Origin of the sequence: Quatrionicoccus australiensis (assembly GCF_020510525.1) — a bacterium.
In the GTDB taxonomy this organism is placed as follows: Bacteria; Pseudomonadota; Gammaproteobacteria; order Burkholderiales; family Rhodocyclaceae; genus Azonexus; species Azonexus australiensis_B.
The window spans coordinates 2,797,400-2,814,443 of record NZ_CP075188.1 but is presented as its reverse complement, the minus strand read 5'-3'; the positions used below and the strand labels follow the sequence as shown (position 1 = coordinate 2,814,443).

At 62.8% G+C, this 17,044-nt stretch carries 16 protein-coding genes; 12 read left to right on the top strand and 4 right to left on the bottom strand.

Annotated features, from left to right (window positions below):
• Positions 1 to 164: 164 nt before the first annotated feature.
• The 12 genes from nosZ (at position 165) to KI612_RS13460 (ending at position 11,512) form a co-directional block, all read left to right on the top strand.
• A complete protein-coding gene (nosZ, locus tag KI612_RS13515; RefSeq protein WP_226440600.1) occupies positions 165 to 2,456 on the top strand; it encodes a Sec-dependent nitrous-oxide reductase in 2,292 nt (763 codons plus the stop codon).
• An 84-nt stretch (positions 2,457 to 2,540) separates the two neighbouring features.
• Entirely contained in the window at positions 2,541 to 2,849 is a 309-nt protein-coding gene (locus tag KI612_RS13510) for a c-type cytochrome (RefSeq protein WP_226440599.1), read from the top strand.
• 103 nt (positions 2,850 to 2,952) lie between these two features.
• On the top strand, positions 2,953 to 3,678 hold the full coding sequence (locus KI612_RS13505; RefSeq protein WP_226440598.1) for a c-type cytochrome: 726 nt from the start codon (positions 2,953 to 2,955) through the stop codon (positions 3,676 to 3,678).
• A gap of 88 nt (positions 3,679 to 3,766) precedes the next feature.
• Positions 3,767 to 4,744, top strand: coding sequence for a hypothetical protein (locus KI612_RS13500; RefSeq protein WP_226440597.1), 978 nt, complete (start codon positions 3,767 to 3,769; stop codon positions 4,742 to 4,744).
• 4 nt (positions 4,745 to 4,748) lie between these two features.
• Positions 4,749 to 6,113 (top strand): nitrous oxide reductase family maturation protein NosD, encoded by a 1,365-nt coding sequence (gene nosD / locus KI612_RS13495; protein WP_226440596.1) that lies wholly within the window; start codon positions 4,749 to 4,751, stop codon positions 6,111 to 6,113.
• Positions 6,110 to 6,997, top strand: coding sequence for a 4Fe-4S dicluster domain-containing protein (locus KI612_RS13490; RefSeq protein ID WP_226440595.1), 888 nt, complete (start codon positions 6,110 to 6,112; stop codon positions 6,995 to 6,997). Before nosD ends, KI612_RS13490 begins: the two co-directional genes overlap by 4 nt.
• Complete coding sequence (locus KI612_RS13485; RefSeq protein WP_226440594.1) at positions 6,994 to 7,959, top strand: NapH/MauN family ferredoxin-type protein; 966 nt, start codon at positions 6,994 to 6,996, stop codon at positions 7,957 to 7,959. The genes KI612_RS13490 and KI612_RS13485 overlap by 4 nt, the downstream gene beginning before the upstream one ends.
• Before the next feature lie 44 nt (positions 7,960 to 8,003).
• A complete protein-coding gene (locus KI612_RS13480; protein WP_226440593.1) occupies positions 8,004 to 8,861 on the top strand; it encodes an ABC transporter ATP-binding protein in 858 nt (285 codons plus the stop codon).
• 2 nt (positions 8,862 to 8,863) lie between these two features.
• Positions 8,864 to 9,352, top strand: a complete 489-nt coding sequence (locus KI612_RS13475; protein ID WP_226440592.1) for a nitrous oxide reductase accessory protein NosL — start codon at positions 8,864 to 8,866, stop codon at positions 9,350 to 9,352.
• A gap of 95 nt (positions 9,353 to 9,447) precedes the next feature.
• Complete coding sequence (locus KI612_RS13470) at positions 9,448 to 10,275, top strand: ABC transporter permease (protein WP_226440591.1); 828 nt, start codon at positions 9,448 to 9,450, stop codon at positions 10,273 to 10,275.
• Positions 10,272 to 10,763: a TlpA family protein disulfide reductase gene (locus KI612_RS13465; protein WP_226440590.1), complete on the top strand. Its 492-nt coding sequence runs from the start codon at positions 10,272 to 10,274 to the stop codon at positions 10,761 to 10,763. The genes KI612_RS13470 and KI612_RS13465 overlap by 4 nt, the downstream gene beginning before the upstream one ends.
• A 2-nt stretch (positions 10,764 to 10,765) precedes the next feature.
• Positions 10,766 to 11,512 (top strand): class I SAM-dependent methyltransferase, encoded by a 747-nt coding sequence (locus KI612_RS13460; protein WP_226440589.1) that lies wholly within the window; start codon positions 10,766 to 10,768, stop codon positions 11,510 to 11,512.
• Positions 11,513 to 11,514: 2 nt separating this feature from the next.
• Here KI612_RS13460 and KI612_RS13455 read toward each other — a convergent pair whose 3' ends face one another.
• The 4 genes from KI612_RS13455 to KI612_RS13440 all read right to left on the bottom strand — a co-directional run bounded on the left by KI612_RS13455 (position 11,515) and on the right by KI612_RS13440 (position 16,862).
• Positions 11,515 to 12,327, bottom strand: coding sequence for a Crp/Fnr family transcriptional regulator (locus KI612_RS13455; protein ID WP_226440588.1), 813 nt, complete (start codon positions 12,325 to 12,327; stop codon positions 11,515 to 11,517).
• A gap of 151 nt (positions 12,328 to 12,478) precedes the next feature.
• Positions 12,479 to 13,135, bottom strand: coding sequence for a response regulator (locus KI612_RS13450; protein WP_226440587.1), 657 nt, complete (start codon positions 13,133 to 13,135; stop codon positions 12,479 to 12,481).
• Positions 13,132 to 14,259, bottom strand: coding sequence for an ATP-binding response regulator (locus tag KI612_RS13445; RefSeq protein WP_226440586.1), 1,128 nt, complete (start codon positions 14,257 to 14,259; stop codon positions 13,132 to 13,134). The genes KI612_RS13450 and KI612_RS13445 overlap by 4 nt, the downstream gene beginning before the upstream one ends.
• Positions 14,260 to 14,261: 2 nt before the next feature.
• On the bottom strand, positions 14,262 to 16,862 hold the full coding sequence (locus tag KI612_RS13440) for an ATP-binding protein (RefSeq protein ID WP_226440585.1): 2,601 nt from the start codon (positions 16,860 to 16,862) through the stop codon (positions 14,262 to 14,264).
• Positions 16,863 to 17,044 lie beyond the last annotated feature (182 nt).

Sequence of the window (17,044 nt, the reverse complement as noted above, 5' to 3'; positions counted from 1 at the left end):
GGCTTGCCAGTATTTTCCTCACAATTACCGGATTGGATTTAACAGACATCAATTTTTTAAAAATCGGCCCGGCTTACAGTGCGACAAATTGCCGCTGCGGCATCTGGTCGCAGGCGACGATGGGGGCAGGCCGTATTACTTCTGTTTTGTTGGGAGATATTCAAATGCAAAAATTTGCAGTCAAATCCAGCGTGCTGCTCATTGCAGCCGGGATCGGGCTCAGCGCCGCAAGCGCCTGGGCCGCCGAGTCGTTACAGGACGTGATGAAACGTCGCAACCTCAGTCAGCAGGATCTGCTGGCCGCATCCAAGACCTACGTGCCGACCGGCAAGCGCGACGACTTCGTCGCCTTCAGTTCGGGTGGCCAGTCGGGACAGATGCTGGTCTACGGGATTCCGTCCATGCGCATCCTGAAATATATCGGTGTCTTTACGCCAGAACCCTGGCAAGGCTACGGTTTCGATGAAGAGTCGAAGAAAGTCCTGCGTCAGGGCAACATCGACGGCAAGGAAATCAACTGGGGCGACACGCACCACCCGGCCATTTCCGAAACCCAGGGCAAGTACGACGGCCAGTTCCTGTTCATCAACGACAAGGCCAATCCGCGCCTCGCCGTGATCGACCTGCGCGACTTTGAAACCAAGCAGATCGTGGTCAACCCGATCTTCAAGTCGGAACACGGCGGTGCCTTCGTCACGCCGAATACCGACTACATCATCGAAGCCGCCCAGTACGCCTCGCCGCTCGAGAACAAGAAGTTCTACCCGCTCGAAGAGTTCAACGAGAAGTATCGCGGCGGCATCACCTACTGGAAGTTTGACCGCAAGGAAGGCCGCATCGATCCGAAGCACTCCTTCTCGATCGAACTGCCGCCGTATTCGCAGGACTTGTCGGATGCCGGCAAGGGCCCGTCCGACGGCTGGTCGTTCACCAATTCCTTCTGTTCCGAGCGTTACGTCGGCGGCATCGAAAAGGGTCGTCCGCCGTATGAAGCCGGCTGTTCCGCCAAGGACACCGACTACCTGCACGTGATCAACTGGAAGAAGGCGGCCGAACTGGTTGCCCAGGGCAAGGCCAAGAAAATTAACGGCCACGATGTGCTGATGATGGAAACGGCCATCAAGGAAGGCATCCTCTTCCTGGTGCCGGAACCGAAGTCGCCGCACGGCGTCGACGTGACCCCGGACGGCAAGTTCCTGACCGTCGCCGGCAAGCTCGATACGCACGTTTCCGTGTTCTCCTTTGAAAAGATCCAGGCCGCGATCAAGGCTGGCAAATTCGAATCGAAGGATCCGTACGGCATTCCCGTGATCGGCATGAAGGATGCGCTGCATACCCAGGTCCAGCTCGGCCTTGGCCCGCTGCACACCCAGTACGACAGCAAGTCCTGTATCGCCTACACCTCGCTCTACGTCGATTCGCAGGTCGTCAAATGGGATCACTGTCAGGGCAAGGTGCTCGACAAGATCTCGGTGCACTACAACATCGGTCACCTGATGACCATGGAAGGCGACTCGGCTGATCCGAAGGGCCGTTACCTGGTGGCGCTGAACAAGCTGTCGATCGACCGTTTCAACCCGGTCGGCCCGCTGCATCCGCAAAACCACCAGCTGATCGACATCTCGAACGACAAGATGCAACTCCTGTACGACATGCCGATTCCGCTCGGCGAGCCGCACTACGTGGTTGCCATCGAAGCTTCGAAGCTGAAGCCGGGCGTGCGCTACAAGGTCGGGACCGACTCCCGTACCGACAAGCCGAATCCGGGTGCAGTCCGTGCCGGCGAGGAAAAGATCGTCAAGAAGGGCAACAAGATCGAAGTCTTCGGGACGCTGATCCGCTCGCACATCACGCCGGAAACCATCGAGGCCGAAGTGGGTGACGAAATCACCATCCACTTGACCAACCTCGAACGGGCCCAGGATGAAACGCACGGTTTCGCCGTGTCGACCTTCAACGTGCATGCCTCGATCGAGCCGGGCAAGACGGTCACCGTCAAGTTCAAGGCTGACAAGGAAGGCGTCTATCCGTACTACTGCACGGAATTCTGCTCGGCGCTGCACCTTGAAATGCAGGGTTACCTGCTGGTCAAGCCGAAGGGCTGGAAGCCGGGCAAGACGGTCGAAGTCAAGGCCAGCTACACCGAAGCCGACTACAAGGCGACGGTGAAGAAGGTGGTCGATACGCAAGCCGTCATCGATTCCGTGGTCGGCTACATCGTCAGCACCAACTACAAGGACTTCCCGGACGTGGTGAACATGGTCGAAGACGCAACCGACCAGCTCAACAAGACCAAGGAAGCCAAGGCCAAGCATGAAGCCGCTGCCGCCAAGAAGGATTGGGACCAGGCCAACCTGTGGGCCGAGCAAGTCTGGCAATACCAGGTCAAGGCCGCCGACATCGGTCTGCGTGCCAAGACCTATCTTGAGCAGAACGGCGCCAAGAAGGTCAAGTAAGTCTGATGCCTCGATCCCGGATCGAGGCTGACCCAAGGGGGCGGTGAGCGCCGTCCCCTGTTTCCCGATTCAGGAGAGAGATAGATGAAACTGGTTCTTGCACTGCTTGCCGCTGGCCTCGTTGCCAGCCCCGTGATAGCGGCCCCGGATGGCGCCGCGCTGTACGCCGACAAAACCTGCAATGCCTGCCACGGCCCCAAGGGCGACAAGCCGCTGATGCCGAATTACCCGAAGATTGCCGGCCAGAACGCGGCCTACACCGAACAGCAGATGAAGGACATCAAGAGCGGTGCCCGCAACAACGGCCAGACGGCCGCCATGAAGGGCGTCATGCACTTGGTGAACGACGAGGAAATCAAGGCGATCTCGATTTTCCTCGCCAAACTGAAATAGATCGTTGCCGTTCCCCGGAACTGATACTTATCAAGGAATCCGGGGTTTCGACTGCCGACAATGGTCTGGCATTTCGAACAACACACCATCGAGGACATCGAAAATGAAAGCATCACTGTTGCTTATTGGCTTGCTCAGTGCAGGCATCGCCCTGGCGGGGCCGCCGGCCCCGAAGCAGGAAGGTATCGAAGGCAAGAATTACAAGTGGAATGCCCAGGAGGGCGAAAAGGTCGAGGCGCTGCACAAGAAGGGCGACGTCAAGAACGGCCAGGAAGCCTATGAAGTCTGCGGCGCCTGTCACCTGCCGTCCGGCGCCGGTCGTCCCGACGGCACCTTCCCGCAACTGGCCGGCCAGCACTCGACCGTGCTGATCAAGCAGATGGCCGACATCCGGGCCGGTCTGCGCGACAACCCGACCATGTATCCGTTTGCCATCACGCTGACCGATCCGCAGGAACTGGCCGACGCTGCCGCCTACATCAACAGCCTGTGCATCCCGCTTGAACACGGCAAGTATGAAGGCGTCGATGCCGCCATGCAGATTGCCAAGGGCAAGGAACTGTACGAAAAGCAGTGCCTCGAGTGTCACGGCAAGAACGGCGAGGGCGACAAGGCCAAGTTCTATCCGGTGATCGCCGGCCAGCACTACAAGTACCTGCTGCGCCAGATGACCGAGATTCGCGACGGCCATCGTCGTAACGCCAACCCGGACATGGTCAAGGTCATCAAGCCCTATACCAACGAGCAACTGGTGGCGATCTCCGCCTACCAGTCGAGCCTGGTGATGCCGGGCAATATGTGCAAGCCGAAGGCCGGCAAGAAGAAGTAAGAGCAGTCATTGTTTTGCCCGCTGCCCGCCCGAGGTGGGCAGCGTTTCTCCCGCAGGAAATCCGGGAGCCAAAGGAACAGAGAGCAGCATGATGGAAAAACAGAACAAAATCGTCGGTGGGCTGACCTTCATTGCGCTGGTCGCGCTGATCGCCGCCTATTTCGCACCGATCTGGTGGGTCTCGCTGACCGCTCCGAACTATCCGCCCGATGCCTTCCCGGACGGCATCCGCATCCATTTTCATTTCGATGGCGTCTATAACGGCTGCAAGGCGGCCGGCAAGGGCACGCGCATGGCCGGCGAAATCATCCAGAAGGATCTCGCGGCCGAGGATGAACGTTACAACCCGATCACCGATGCCGCCAAGAATGTCGACAAGGGCGCCGAAGGCCTCGACTGCGTGCATGAAATGAACACCATCAACCACTATGTCGGCATGTTCCCGATCGCCACCGGCGCGCCGGTCGAAAAGCCGCTCGCCAAGTTCTTCTTCGGCTTCTTCGCGGTGATGATGCTGGCCTTTGCCCTGCCCAGGAAAAAGCCGCGTCTGATCGTGTTGACCGCCGGCTTCGCCGCCGTCGCCGCCTGGATCATCGTCGACCAGTTCGTGCTCGGCCACCTCGAAAGCCATGTCCAGGATTACATGCGCGAATCCGGTACGTTCTTCAAGGACATGGATCGCATCCAGCAATGGGGCGACAACGTGCGCCAGGTGTCGCAATTCGTCATCTTCGGGCTGTTCGCGGTGATGGGTGTCGTCATCGCCGGTACGGCGAAGATCCGTCCCTTCCAGTTGCTGCTGGCGCTGGTCCCGGCGCTGCTGCCGGTCTTCTTCGTGATCACCTACGCCGGCTGGCTGTGGTTCTTCGGCCACAACATGCACCCGTGGGGCGCCTTCACGGTCAAGCCTTTCATGCCTACCGTGTTCGGCGAAGGCAAGGTTGCGCAGTTCTCGACCTTCTCCTATCCGTACTGGGGCTATGGCCTGCTTGTCATCATCTTCGCCTGCCTGATGCTGGCGCTGCTGATCCGGCGCAAGCAGTTGCGCGAAGGCCAGGCCGAGTAGCGTCATGCGGTACCTGAGCACACTGGGCCGGGCCGGACTGGCTGCGGCCATGCTGCTGGTCATCCCGCTTGGCAAGACCGAGCAGCAACTGGGCGCCACGGCCGACCTGAGCACCGCACCGCGGGTCGGCATCGATCGCCCGAAGCCGACCTACATGCTGATGCAGCGCGACAAGCGCGTGCACGGCCTGAAGCCCTTCCAGGCGCTGGTCGACCAGGCGGCGCCGGGGGCGGTGATCAAGCCGGCGCCCGGCGTCTATGCCGGCCCGGTCGTCATCGACAAGCCGCTGACCATCGATGGCGGCGGCCAGGTCACCATCGATGCCGGCGACCGCGGTACGGTCATGGTGCTCAATGCCGACCATGCGGTGATTCGCGGCCTGCACCTGACCGGTTCCGGCGATTCGCACGATACCGACGATTCCTGTCTCGACGTACGCGGCAACCATAACGTCGTCGAAAACAACGTTGCCGACAACTGCCTGTTCGGCATCGACCTCAAGCAGTCGAGCAACAGCGTCGTGCGCAACAACAAGGTGCGTTCCAAGGACCGCGAACTCGGCGCGCGTGGCGACGGACTGCGCCTGTGGTACAGCAACGACAACCTGATCGAGGGCAACGAGGTCATCGATTCGCGTGACATGGTCGCCTGGTATTCGCACCGCAATGTCTTTCGCGGCAATCTCGGCCGGCGCAGCCGCTACTCGCTGCATTTCATGTTCGCCAACGACAACGTGGTCGAGCGCAACCGTTTCTACGACAACGCGGTCGGCGTCTATTTCATGTACACCGAGGGTGGTGTCGCCCGCAACAACGTCATCTCGCATGCCACCGGCGCCACCGGCATGGGCTTCGGCTTCAAGGAAGCCTCCGGCACGCTGCTCGAGAACAACGAAATCATCTATTGCGGCATCGGCATCGGCTCCGACCTGTCGCCCTTTCAGCCCGACAGCACCATCGAGATCCGCGGCAACCGCTTCGCCTACAACGGCATCGGCATCCAGTTCAACAGCGAGACGGGCGGCAACAACGTCGTCGACAACGTCTTCGAGGGCAACCTGACCCAGGTCAGCTACGGCGGGCGCGGCGACAACAACAATAATGCGCGCAATGTCTGGCAGGGCAATTACTGGGACGACTACCAGGGCTTCGACCGCGATGGTGACGGCTACGGCGACCAGAAGCACGAGCTCTACGCCTACGCCGACCAGATCTGGATGGAAATGCCGATTGCCCGCTTCTTCCGCAGCTCGCCGGTCATGGAACTGCTCGATTTCCTCGAGCGCCTGGCCCCGTTCTCAACCCCCGACCTGATCCTGCGCGACGAAAAGCCACGCTTCATCAAGCCCGCACGCCTGGCCCTGTCATGAACGCACCTGTCGAAAAACCGAAAAAGCCGGCGATGTCGCTGGAAAAGGCCGCCAAGGCGCGGCGCAAGTTTCTCCAGTCGGTCGGCCTGACCGGCGGTGTGGTCGGCCTCTCGCTGCTCGGCTACATCCCGGTGCTGAGCGCCTCGGCGCAACGCCTGCGTCCGCCCGGCGCGCTCAACGAGTCCGACTTCCTGTCCTCGTGCATCAAGTGCGGCCAGTGCGTCCAGGTTTGCCCGGTGCAGGCGATCAAGCTCGGTGACCTGATCGACGGCTTTGGCGTCGGCGTTCCGCACATCGACCCGCGCCAGCAGGCCTGCGATTTTTCCTGCGATGCCGTGCAGTGCATCCTGGCCTGTCCGACCGGCTCGCTGACCTACAAGAAACCGCCTTTCCTGAATATCCGCGAGGGTGCCTTGCTCGCCGCAGCGCCCATCCTCAAGGCCAAGGAAAACGATCCCGAGCCGACGCTCAATCTCAAGGAACGCATCGGCGTTGCCCGCCTGGCCCGGCCGTCCGCCTGTCTTGCCGTGCAGGGCAAGGGCTTCAAGGGGCAGGCGCGCGGCGCCGGCTTTGCCGGAAAAATGCGTTACATGGACGTCGACCGCTGGAAACCGATCCCGATCACCGAGCATCCCTACGACCTGCCGCTGTGCGACCTGTGCGTGCGCGAATGCCCGGTCAAGGGCGCCATCGAGTTGCGCCCCTTCACGGCGGCTGACGGTACCTCGCGCATGCAGCCGGTCGTCCTCGAACCCTGCGTCGGCTGCGGCGTCTGCGAAATGGTCTGCCCGGCCGAGCCGGCGGCGATCATCGTCGATGCGCAGGCGACCTGGCACGGCGAAGTCGCGCTGGCACCGGCCGTCACGCCGAAGGAGCCGTCATGAGCCGTTTTGCCGATCTGTTCATGGGCATGCTCGGCGCCGCGCCGAAGAAGCCCGAGGTGGTGTCCGAGCGGGTGCAGACGATCATGTTCCGCAAGTACGAGGACAAGGATCGCTACATCAAGGAAAAGATGCACGCCCGCGACCATCACCTGGTCAGCCACAAGTGGCGCAACCGGCGCTGGGCGGTGCTGCTGGCGGTCAACCTGCTGTTCGTCTTCAGCTTCTGGCTCGACATCCAGATTCTCGAAGGGGCGCTGACCGCCTCGCGCTTTGTCGGCTTCCACCTGATCGACCTCAATTCGGCGCTGCAGGTGATGCTCGCTCACAAGCACATCATCGTGAACCTGTTCATCGGCACCTTCACGGTCTTCCTGATCTGGGTGCTGCTCGGCGGCCGGACCTTCTGTTCCTGGGTCTGTCCCTACCACCTGCTTGCCGAATGGGCCGAGGCGCTGCATCTCAAGCTGGTCGAGAAGAAGCTGGTCACCGATCACGAGTTCCACCGCGGCACGCGCACCGTGTTCTGGCTGCTCTTTGCGCTGCTCGCCATCGTCACCGGCTACACCGTGTTCGAAACCCTGTCGCCGACCGGCATCCTGTCGCGCGCCCTGATCTACGGGCCGGGCCTGGCGCTCGGCTGGGTCGGGTTGCTGCTGGTGTTCGAGATCGTCTATTCGCGCCGAGCCTGGTGCCGCTACGTCTGCCCGATCGGTCTCACCTACGGTGCGGTCGGCGCCCTGTCGCCGCTGCGCGTCAGCTTCCACGTCGAGCATTGTTTCCACGAGGGCGACTGCCGCAAGGTCTGCCTCGTGCCGCACGTGCTCGACGTCACGGTCAAGGGCCGGGCGAGCGAGGAAAGCATGAGTCTCGGGCCGGATTGCACGCGCTGCGGTTTGTGCGTTGATGTCTGCCCGACCGGCGCCCTGCGTTATGAAGTCAAGGGTCTGTCGCAACTGCTCTGAGCGGTCGACCCGATAAAAACAGGCATTTTCACTCGATGACTCCCATGATCCAATTCAACAACCTGGCCAAGACCTTCCGCCGCGCCCGCGTCCTCGACGGCATCAGCCTCGACATCGGACTCGGCGAGCGTGTCGCGCTGATCGGCTCGAACGGCGCCGGCAAGACGACGCTGATCCGCTGCCTGCTCGGCGAATACACCTTCGACGGCACGGTCGCCATCGCCGGCCTCGATCCGCGCCAGAACCGCACCGAGGTGCTCGGCAACATCGGCTTCGTGCCGCAGCTGCCGCCGCCGCTCAAGATGCCGGTCGGCCAGCTGATCGAATTCTCGGCGGCGCTGTGCGGCACCGATCCGCAGCGCATCCACGCCATTGCCCGCCGTCTCGGGCTCGATCTCGAAAGCATCTTGGCGCGCCAGTTCGTGCGCCTGTCCGGCGGCATGAAGCAGAAGCTGCTGATCGCCATCGCGCTCGGCCGCGATGCCAAGGTGCTGGTCATGGACGAGCCGGCCGCCAATCTCGACCCGGAAGCGCGCAAGATCTTCTTTGATCTGCTCGCCGAACGTATGGACGAGGTGACGATGATCATCTCCAGCCACCGCCTCGACGAGGTCTCGGCCCTGGTCAACCGGGTGATCGAGATGGATATGGGCAAGATCGTCCTCGATGACAAGGTCGCCGATGCCGTGACGCTGACTGCGGTGCTTGACTGCCGCATCGCCCTGAGCCGCTTCGAGCCGGCCTTCGCCAAGGCACTCGATGGCTGGAAATTCACGGCCAGCGCCGACAACCTGGTTTGGGAAGGCGCCATCGCCGGCCCGGATCGCCTGCGTTTCCTCGGCATCGTGTCGCGCTACACGGCGCTGGTCAGCGACTTGTCGCTGGCCGAGGCGAGGGCCTGAACGTGTGCCAGTCCGGACGTCGTCACTTCATCGGTCGACTCGCCCTCGGCGGCATTTTCCTGACGCCGCTGGCTGCCGCGCTGTCCGGTTGTCGCAAGGGCAACTGGCCGGAAGGCATGGTCGAGATCCACTGGGATCGCACGACCTGCCACCGCTGCGGCATGGTCATCTCGGACCGGCGTTTCGCCGCCGAGATCGTCGGCGGGCCGAACAACACCGCCTTCTTCTTCGACGATGTCGGTTGCCTGGTGTTCTGGCTGCGCGACAAGGCGGGCCAGTACCCGTGGCTGACCGATGCGGCGACCCGGCTCTGGGTGGCCGACAGCGACAGCCCGAGTCGCGACGAGATGCGCTGGTTCGATCCGCGCCAGGTGCACTACGCCGCCAAGTCGTCGCCGATGGCTTACAACTTTGGCGCTGTCGGCAGTCCGCTGCCGGGCAGCGTCGATTTCAACGAAATGCGCCGGCTGACGCTGGCCAAGGGAAAGTAAGTTGGTAGTTGTCAGGAATTTGAGATGTTAGTAAGCATTGCACTCGCGTCTTTCCCTGCCAACTTGCTCCTGAATCCTGAATACTGGATCCTCAAATGAAACAACTGTGGTTGACCGCCAAGCTCGATATTGTCGAATCCCTGCGTGCGCGCTGGTTCCAGATCTACACGCTGATCTTCGGCGGCATCGTCGCGCTGCTCTTCCTGTTCGGCCTGACCGAGTCGCGTGTGCTCGGCTTCATCGGCCTGTCGCGCCTGCTCGTCACCTATATCCAGCTGACCATGGCGATCCTGCCCATCTTCGTGCTGATCACCACGGTGCGCTCGGTGGCCGGCGACCGCGAGGCAGGCGTCTTCGAATACCTGCTGTCGCTGCCGGTGTCGCTGTTCGCGTGGTTCTGGGGCAAGATCATCGGCCGCTACATCGTCGTCTTCGCGCCGGTCTTCCTCGCCATGCTGGCCGCGGTCGGTTGGGCGACCATCCTGGGCATCGAGGTGCCCTGGGCGATCTTCGGCTACTACAGCGCCTTGCTCGCCGTGATGTCGGCCTGCTTCCTCGGCATCGGCATGCTGATCTCGGCCCTGGCGCGCAGTACCGACATGGCGCAGGGCGCTGCCTTCATGGTCTGGCTCGGCCTGCTCCTCTTCCTCGATCTGATCCTGCTCGGCGTCATGATCCAGGGCAAGGTGGCGCCCGAAGTCGCCGTCATGCTCGCCCTGCTCAATCCGCTGCAGGTCTTCCGCACCGCGGCGCTTGCCATGTTTGACCCGCAACTGATCGTGCTCGGGCCGTCCGCCTACGTCGTGCTCGACCTGTTCGGCGCCGAGGGCTTCCGCCTGTTCGCGCTGGTCTATCCGACACTGATCGGCCTGCTCAGCGCCTGTGCCGGCTACTTCGTGTTCAAGCGGGGCGACCTGCCATGAAATACCGCCTGGCGCTGTTCGCCCTGCTTGGCTGGGCTGCCCTGGCGCTGGCCGAGCCGACGCCGGGCAATCCGCTCTTCGCGACCACTTTCAATGATCTCGCCGGCCAGCCGCAGGCCTTGCGCCAGTGGCAGGGCAGGCCGCTCATCGTCAATTTCTGGGCGCGCTGGTGCGGCCCCTGCCGCGCCGAAATTCCCGATTTTGCCAAGGTCGACCGCCAGTACAGGGGTAAGGGGCTGGTCGTGCTCGGCATCGGCATCGAAGACCAGGCCGATCCGGTGCGCGAGTTCGCCAAGGCCTACGAGATGGACTACCGCGTCCTGATCGGCAAGACGCAGGGCCTGGAATTGATGCAGGCGCTCGGCGACAAGGTGATGGGCTTGCCCTTCACCGTGGCGGTCGACCGCAGCGGCAGGGTCATTCTTGCGCGCGCCGGGCGGATCAGTCCGACCGAGCTGACCGCCCTCGCCGAAGCGCTGCTCAAGTAGCCATGCCGGAAAGCATTGATCCGCTCGAACACAGCTTCGGCCGTCAGCCGGTCGTCACCGACGAACGCCGGGCGCGCATCCGCGAAGTCTTCGAAGTCGTCGCGCCGCGCTACGACCTGATGAACGACCTGATGAGCTTCGGCATCCACCGCCTGTGGAAGCGCTGCCTGCGCCGCCGTTGCGCCGGCATCACCGGGCAGGTCGTCGACCTCGCCGGCGGTACCGGTGACGTGGCGCGCCTGCTCGCCGATGGTGAACGCATTGTCACCGTCTGCGACCCCAGCCTGGCGATGATGGCGGCCGGTCGGGCGCAAGGCGGTGTCGCACTCAACTGGCTGGCCGGCGAGGCCGAAGCGCTGCCCTTTGCCGCCAACAGCGTTGATCTGCTCACCGTTTCCTTCGGGCTGCGCAACGCGACCCGGCTCAGTCAGGCGCTGGCCGAAATCCAGCGCGTGCTGAAACCGGGCGGGCATTTCGTCTGTCTCGAGTTCTCGCGCCCGGTGCGCTGGCTGGCACCCTTCTACGATCTCTATTCCTGGCTGGTGATTCCCCGTCTCGGGGCGGCCGTGGCCGGCCAGCCGATCGCCTACCAGTACCTGGTCGAATCGATCCGGCGCTTTCCCGACCAGGCGGAGTTTGCCGCACTGGTCGGCGCAGCCGGCTTGATCAATGTGCGCTGGGAAAACCTGTCGTTCGGGATTGCCTGCCTGCATTTCGGCGAGAAGCCGCCGGCAGCGGCAGGCTGGTGATTTCAGGAGCGACCGGCGTGCGCGGCTGGCGTGGTTTTCACCAGGCGGCAGGGCGCTGCTGGCGCATGCTCGCGCTCGCCCTGGCTGTCGAGCACGGCGCGTAGCTGCGCCAGATCGAGAATCTCGATTTTCTTGCCGTAGACCGTGATCAGTTCATGCTCGACCAGTTCGTGCAGGATGCGCGAAAAGTGTTCGGCCGTGATGCCCAGATGCGAAGCAATGGTTCCCTTGCTCGCCGGCAGGATGACGACCGGCACTGTGCTCAGGACGGCGGCCGGCTTCATCTGGCGCAGGATGTAATCGACAATGCGCTGCTTGCCCGAGCGCATGCCATTGAATTCCTGGTTCTGGAAAAGCTGATGCAGGTTGCTCGACAGGCAGGTGATCAGCTGCCGGGCGAGTTGGGCATTTGTTTCCAGCGCCTGCAACACCGATGTCTTGGTGATGTAGATGAAGCTCGCATCGCTCAGGGCCTGGGCGCTGAGCGGGTAGGGCTGGTCCATGAACATCGCCGATTCGCCGAAACTCTGCCCCGGCATCAGGATTTCGATGACTTTCTCGCTGCCGCCCAGTGAGTTGAAGAGCAATTTGACCTTGCCGGAAACGATCAGATAGAAGCCGTGGCAGGGATCGCCCTTGTGAAAGAGGATTTCTCCCTTGCCGGCCTGGAGGTTGCGCGCGGAAGCGGCGATGCGCTCCAGTTCGAGCGCCGACAGGGGGCTGAACAGGGGCAGGGCGGCCAGTTGCGTGACGATGCCGTCCGGGATTGCCGGATCGACGCGGGCGCATGCGTAACGTGAAATGAACGGGGCCATGGTGATTCTCCTGATTCCTGACCGCAGTCTGATGGTCGCTGCGATGGAGTCAGTGTAGGTTTGGCCCGGCGCTGCCGGCAGCAGACATCCCCTGATTGTTGCCTAGGAATAACATCGATTGCGGGTAGGAATATTCCTAGGGCGGCGCCGCTCAGGCATCGAGCCCGTCGGGGCCGCCGATCAGCTGGTGGCGGATGGCGTAATGGATGAGGTCGGCCGTGTTGGCGAGATTCATCTTTTCCTGGATGCGCGTCTTGTGCGTACTGATCGTCTTGACGCTGAGATTGAGCTCGCGGCCGATGTCGGTAACGCCCAGGCCGCGCGCCAGCAGCATGAAGACCTGGTATTCGCGGTCGGTCAGCCGGCTGTGCGGCGCGCCGTTGCCGGCACCGGTCAACATGTCCATGGCGAGCTTTTCCGCCACTGCCTGGTTGACGAAGAGGCCGCCGCCAACCACCTTGCGGATGGCCTGGGCGAGCAGGGCCTCGGCGCTGTCCTTGCACAGGTAGCCGGAGGCGCCGGCTTTCAGCGCGCGGACGGCGTAGAGATCTTCCTTGTGCATGCTGAGGATCAGGATGGGCAGGCGGGGAAACTCGCCCTTGATCTGCTTGATCAGTTCGATGCCGCTCTTGCCCGGCATCGACAGGTCGAGTACCAGGGCGTCCCATTGCCCGGTGCGCACCAGGCTGAGCGCCTGGTGCCCGTCGCAGGCCTCGCCGGCAACGACGATGTCGCCGGTATCGTGCAGGATGTGCTTGAGGCCGGCACGCAGGATGTCGTGGTCGTCGGCAATCAGGATGCGGATCATGTTGCAGCATCTCCCGGTTTCGGAAAAGTGGCGTCAATCCGGCAACCCCGGCCGGGTTGACTGGCGATGGTCAGGTGGCCGCCGAGCATCTTGACGCGCTCCTGCATGCCGAGCAGGCCGAAGGTCTTCTTGCCCTGGTCGGGCAGAAAGCCCTGGCCATCATCCTCGATGCAGACCTGGATGCTGTCCTCGGCGTCGTTGATCTCGATACTCAACTGGCCGGCCGCGGCATGGCGCAGGACATTGGTCAGCGCCTCCTGGACGAGGCGGAAAATGGCGATGGCGAGCTCGCCGCCGAGGCTGAATTCCTCGCGGTTCATGTGCAGCCGGCAGGCGATGCCGGTGCGCTCCTCGAATTGCGTGACGTGGTGCTCGACGGCGGCGGCCAGTCCGAGCACGTCGAGCATGCCGGGGCGCAGACCTTCCGAGATCCGGCGCAGCGTGTCGATGGTGCGCTCGACCAGGATATAGGCGCCGTTCGCCCGGTCGACCGCCTGTACACCGAGTTTTTCACTTTGATTGCGCAACCAGCCGAGATCGATGCGCAGCGAGGTCAGCGTCTGGCCGAGTTCGTCGTGCAGTTCGCGCGCGATGCGGGTGCGCTCCTCCTCGCGCACGCCCTGCAGGAAGCCGGCCAGTTCCTGCAGGCGGCTTTGCGATTCGATCAGCCGGGCCTGGGCTTCGAGCAACTGGGCGGTACGTTCCTTGACGCGCTCTTCGAGGCCGCTCTGCAGGCGGCGCAACTCGGCATGGGTGCGCACCCGGGCCAGCACTTCCTCGGGCCGGTAGGGCTTGGCGATGAAATCGACGGCACCGAGCGCAAAACCGCGCAGGGTATCGGCCTCGTCGCGCAGTGCGGAAAGGAAAATGACCGGAATGTCGCGCGTGCGTGCGTCGCTTTTCAGGCGACGGCAGACTTCAAAACCGTCGATGCCGGGCATGCGGATGTCGAGCAGGATCAGTTCCGGCGGCTTGGCCTGGGCCGAACGCAGCGCCATCGCACCCTCCGGGGCCGGGCGCACGGCGTAGCCGGCCTGGGTCAGCAGTTCGCAGAGCAGTTCGAGCGAGGCCGAGGTGTCTTCGACAATCATCACTTCGGTGCGGGCGGTCGACGTGTTTTGCATGCTCATTCCTCGTTGTCGAGTATGCCGAGCACCTGCCAGAGGCGCTGGTAGCGGCGGGTATCAGAGAATTCGCCCAGTCCCCTGGCCAGTTCCGGATAGTCGCCGGCGAGTTCGCGCAAGGCCGTGGCGATCTGTTCCGGGTTCAGTGAAATGGCAGCCTGGGCCAGGCGGGCGCGAATTTCGGGCGGCAGGGCAAGCAGGTCGGCGGCGGAAATCTCGCCGGCGCTGCCGAATGTTGCCGGCTCGGTTTGCGTCTGCCGACGGGTGAAATGAATGGCGAGCTGCCTTTCCAGTGTCGCATAGAGTTCGTCTTCCTCGTAAGGCTTGCTCAGGAAGTCATCCGCACCGGCGGCAAGTGCGGCTTCGCGGCTTTGTTCGAGGGCGTTGGCAGTCAGCATGACGATGCGCGGCCGGGCTGGTCCGTGCGTGCTGCAAATGTGCCGGATGGCATCCAGACCGTTCCCGTCGGGCAGAAACCAGTCCATGAAGACGAGGTCGGGCAGCTCGCTCCGCATGGCACTCTTCGTCTCGCCAACGCTGGCGGCTTCGCTGACCCGGAAACCCAGCGGTTCGATCAGCGAGCGCACGAGCAGGCGGGATTCGGGAATGTCATCCACCACCAGAACGTGGTGCCCCTGCTGCGCCGCTTCGAGTGCGACGACACGCCCTTTCGGCGGGGTGCTCAGGGCTTGCTTGCCGGCGCTTACCGCCAGCGCGAAACTGAAAGAGGAACCCACGTCCGGCGTCGATTCAAGCGCCAGTTCGCCGCCCATCATTGCCACGTATTGCCGGCTGATGCTCAGGCCGAGGCCGGTGCCGCCTTGTTGTGGCACCCCGGCCTGTTCGAAGGGGCGGAAAATGCGTTCCTGATCCTCGGGGCGGATGCCGATGCCGGTGTCGCGCACGCTGAAAGACAAGCGTACCCGAACGTCATCCAGTCTGGTGCTGTGCACGCTCAGGGCCACCTTGCCGTGCGGGGTGAATTTGATCGCGTTCGACAGCAGGTTGAGCAAGACCTGGCGCAGCATCAATGGGTCGAGGATGACCGTTGCCGGCAGGTCGGCAGCCTCGAGATGCAGCGCCAGCCCGGCCTGTTCGGCACGCAGGCGCATCATGCCGACGACTTGTTCGAGCAGGCTGGCCGGATCGATTTCTTCCTGGTGCATCTCCATCTTGCCCGACTCGATCTTGGATAGTTCCAGGACGTCGTTGATCAGGGTCAGCAGGTGATTGCCGGAGTGGTTGATGATTTCGACGTGGCGGCGCTGCAGGTCGGCCAGGGCCGGGTCTTTTTCCATCAGCTGCGAAAAGCCGATCACGGCATTGAGCGGGGTGCGCAGTTCGTGGCTCATGTTGGCGAGGAAGGTCGATTTCGAGCGATTCGCCGCCTCGGCCGCATCGCGTGCCTCGGTCAGTTCCTCGGTGCGCTTGCGGACCTGCTCCTCGAGGTCTTCGCGGTAGTTCTGCAATTCCTGCTCGATACGCTTGCGCTCGGTGATGTCGGAAAAGATCGAGATGAAGCGGCGTATCCGGCCATCCGGCCCTTTCAGGGCCTGGATCGAGATTTCCTCGGGAAAGATCTCGCCGGATTTGCGCTGATTCCAGAGTTCACCGCGCCAGTGGCCTTTTTCCGTCAATTGGGCCCACAACTGCTGGTAAAAGGCAGCGTCGTGCCGGCCCGACTTGAGCAGGCGCGGGTTCTGGTGAATCACTTCGTCACGCTTGTAGCCGCTGATCCGGCAGAAGGCATCATTGACCCAGAGGATGCTGCCGTTGGCGTCGGTAATCACGGCACCTTCGGCCATGGCGCCGAAGGCCATCTCGTTTTCGTGGCGCTCCTCATCGAGCCGGGTTCTCTCGATATTGCGCCGGCGGGCCAGGTAGCCAAAACTCAGAAAGCCGGCCAGACCGATGATCCAGATGCCAAAGTGCCAGAGCTGGATGGCATGCCAGGTGGGCTCCTGAGCGGTGCGGTAAGCGTTCAGATTGATCGAGATGGTCGCGCCGCCACGCAGGCCGCCCACCGGTACCAGGGTGTCGCGGTGACATTCCAGGCATTCCTTTTCCATGCGCATCGGGATCATCGCCCGCATCAGGCCGTGCGAGCCCTTGGCCGGCACCGATTCGGTGACCAGCTCGGAACCTTTGCTCAGCGCCTCCAGCGCACTTGACTCCCAGTCGTCGGGGGCGTTTTCGACATTGCGCAACTGCTTCGAGGTCAGCCGTTCGCGCCCGCCGAAGGCGCTGTTGCTGGTTTCCTGGATGGCGAGCAGCAGATGCATGGGCGTCACGGAAACCAGGCGCAGGTATTCGCCATTGGCCTGGGCGACGAAAACGTGCTCGGCTTCCTCCAGTGAGTTGAAGGGGCGCAGGTGTGCCTCGCGGATGAAGACACCGCCGACACTCGATGCCCACTTGCGGATCGACATGTCTTTCTTGAGGTTGGCAACGGCATCGATGCGGGCGAGGGCGTTCGCCGTCCGGTTCAGTTGTTCGCGCTGGGTGAGCAGCGAGGAGAGCACGAGAATTGTCCAGATGACGATCAGCAGCAGGATGGCTTTCACGCCGGGCCAGTGGGTCGAGCGGTTTGCCGCATTGCGCATCGCTATCGTCCCTTGCCGTTGGCGACGTCAGTTTTTGTCTGCAACAGGCCTGGGGCGTTTTCCGCTCTGGAGGTGCGTTGCCTGAAGCAGCTGGCAGCGGATGGGCGTTTCATCGTCGCGTTCAAGGGCCTGAGAGGGAGGGCTGAACAAAGCTTTCCCGCTGCCGGACTGGCGTGGCGCAG

What these genes read in the sequence shown, in the direction of transcription:
- nosZ (WP_226440600.1), top strand. Translation starts at nt 165, where the DNA reads ATGCAAAAATTTGCAGTCAAATCCAGCGTGCTGCTCATTGCAGCCGGG.
- KI612_RS13510 (WP_226440599.1), top strand. Translation starts at nt 2,541, where the DNA reads ATGAAACTGGTTCTTGCACTGCTTGCCGCTGGCCTCGTTGCCAGCCCC.
- KI612_RS13505 (WP_226440598.1), top strand. Translation starts at nt 2,953, where the DNA reads ATGAAAGCATCACTGTTGCTTATTGGCTTGCTCAGTGCAGGCATCGCC.
- KI612_RS13500 (WP_226440597.1), top strand. Translation starts at nt 3,767, where the DNA reads ATGATGGAAAAACAGAACAAAATCGTCGGTGGGCTGACCTTCATTGCG.
- nosD (WP_226440596.1), top strand. Translation starts at nt 4,749, where the DNA reads ATGCGGTACCTGAGCACACTGGGCCGGGCCGGACTGGCTGCGGCCATG.
- KI612_RS13490 (WP_226440595.1), top strand. Translation starts at nt 6,110, where the DNA reads ATGAACGCACCTGTCGAAAAACCGAAAAAGCCGGCGATGTCGCTGGAA.
- KI612_RS13485 (WP_226440594.1), top strand. Translation starts at nt 6,994, where the DNA reads ATGAGCCGTTTTGCCGATCTGTTCATGGGCATGCTCGGCGCCGCGCCG.
- KI612_RS13480 (WP_226440593.1), top strand. Translation starts at nt 8,004, where the DNA reads ATGATCCAATTCAACAACCTGGCCAAGACCTTCCGCCGCGCCCGCGTC.
- KI612_RS13470 (WP_226440591.1), top strand. Translation starts at nt 9,448, where the DNA reads ATGAAACAACTGTGGTTGACCGCCAAGCTCGATATTGTCGAATCCCTG.
- KI612_RS13465 (WP_226440590.1), top strand. Translation starts at nt 10,272, where the DNA reads ATGAAATACCGCCTGGCGCTGTTCGCCCTGCTTGGCTGGGCTGCCCTG.
- KI612_RS13460 (WP_226440589.1), top strand. Translation starts at nt 10,766, where the DNA reads ATGCCGGAAAGCATTGATCCGCTCGAACACAGCTTCGGCCGTCAGCCG.
- KI612_RS13455 (WP_226440588.1), bottom strand. Translation starts at nt 12,327, where the DNA reads ATGGCCCCGTTCATTTCACGTTACGCATGCGCCCGCGTCGATCCGGCA.
- KI612_RS13450 (WP_226440587.1), bottom strand. Translation starts at nt 13,135, where the DNA reads ATGATCCGCATCCTGATTGCCGACGACCACGACATCCTGCGTGCCGGC.
- KI612_RS13445 (WP_226440586.1), bottom strand. Translation starts at nt 14,259, where the DNA reads ATGCAAAACACGTCGACCGCCCGCACCGAAGTGATGATTGTCGAAGAC.
- KI612_RS13440 (WP_226440585.1), bottom strand. Translation starts at nt 16,862, where the DNA reads ATGCGCAATGCGGCAAACCGCTCGACCCACTGGCCCGGCGTGAAAGCC.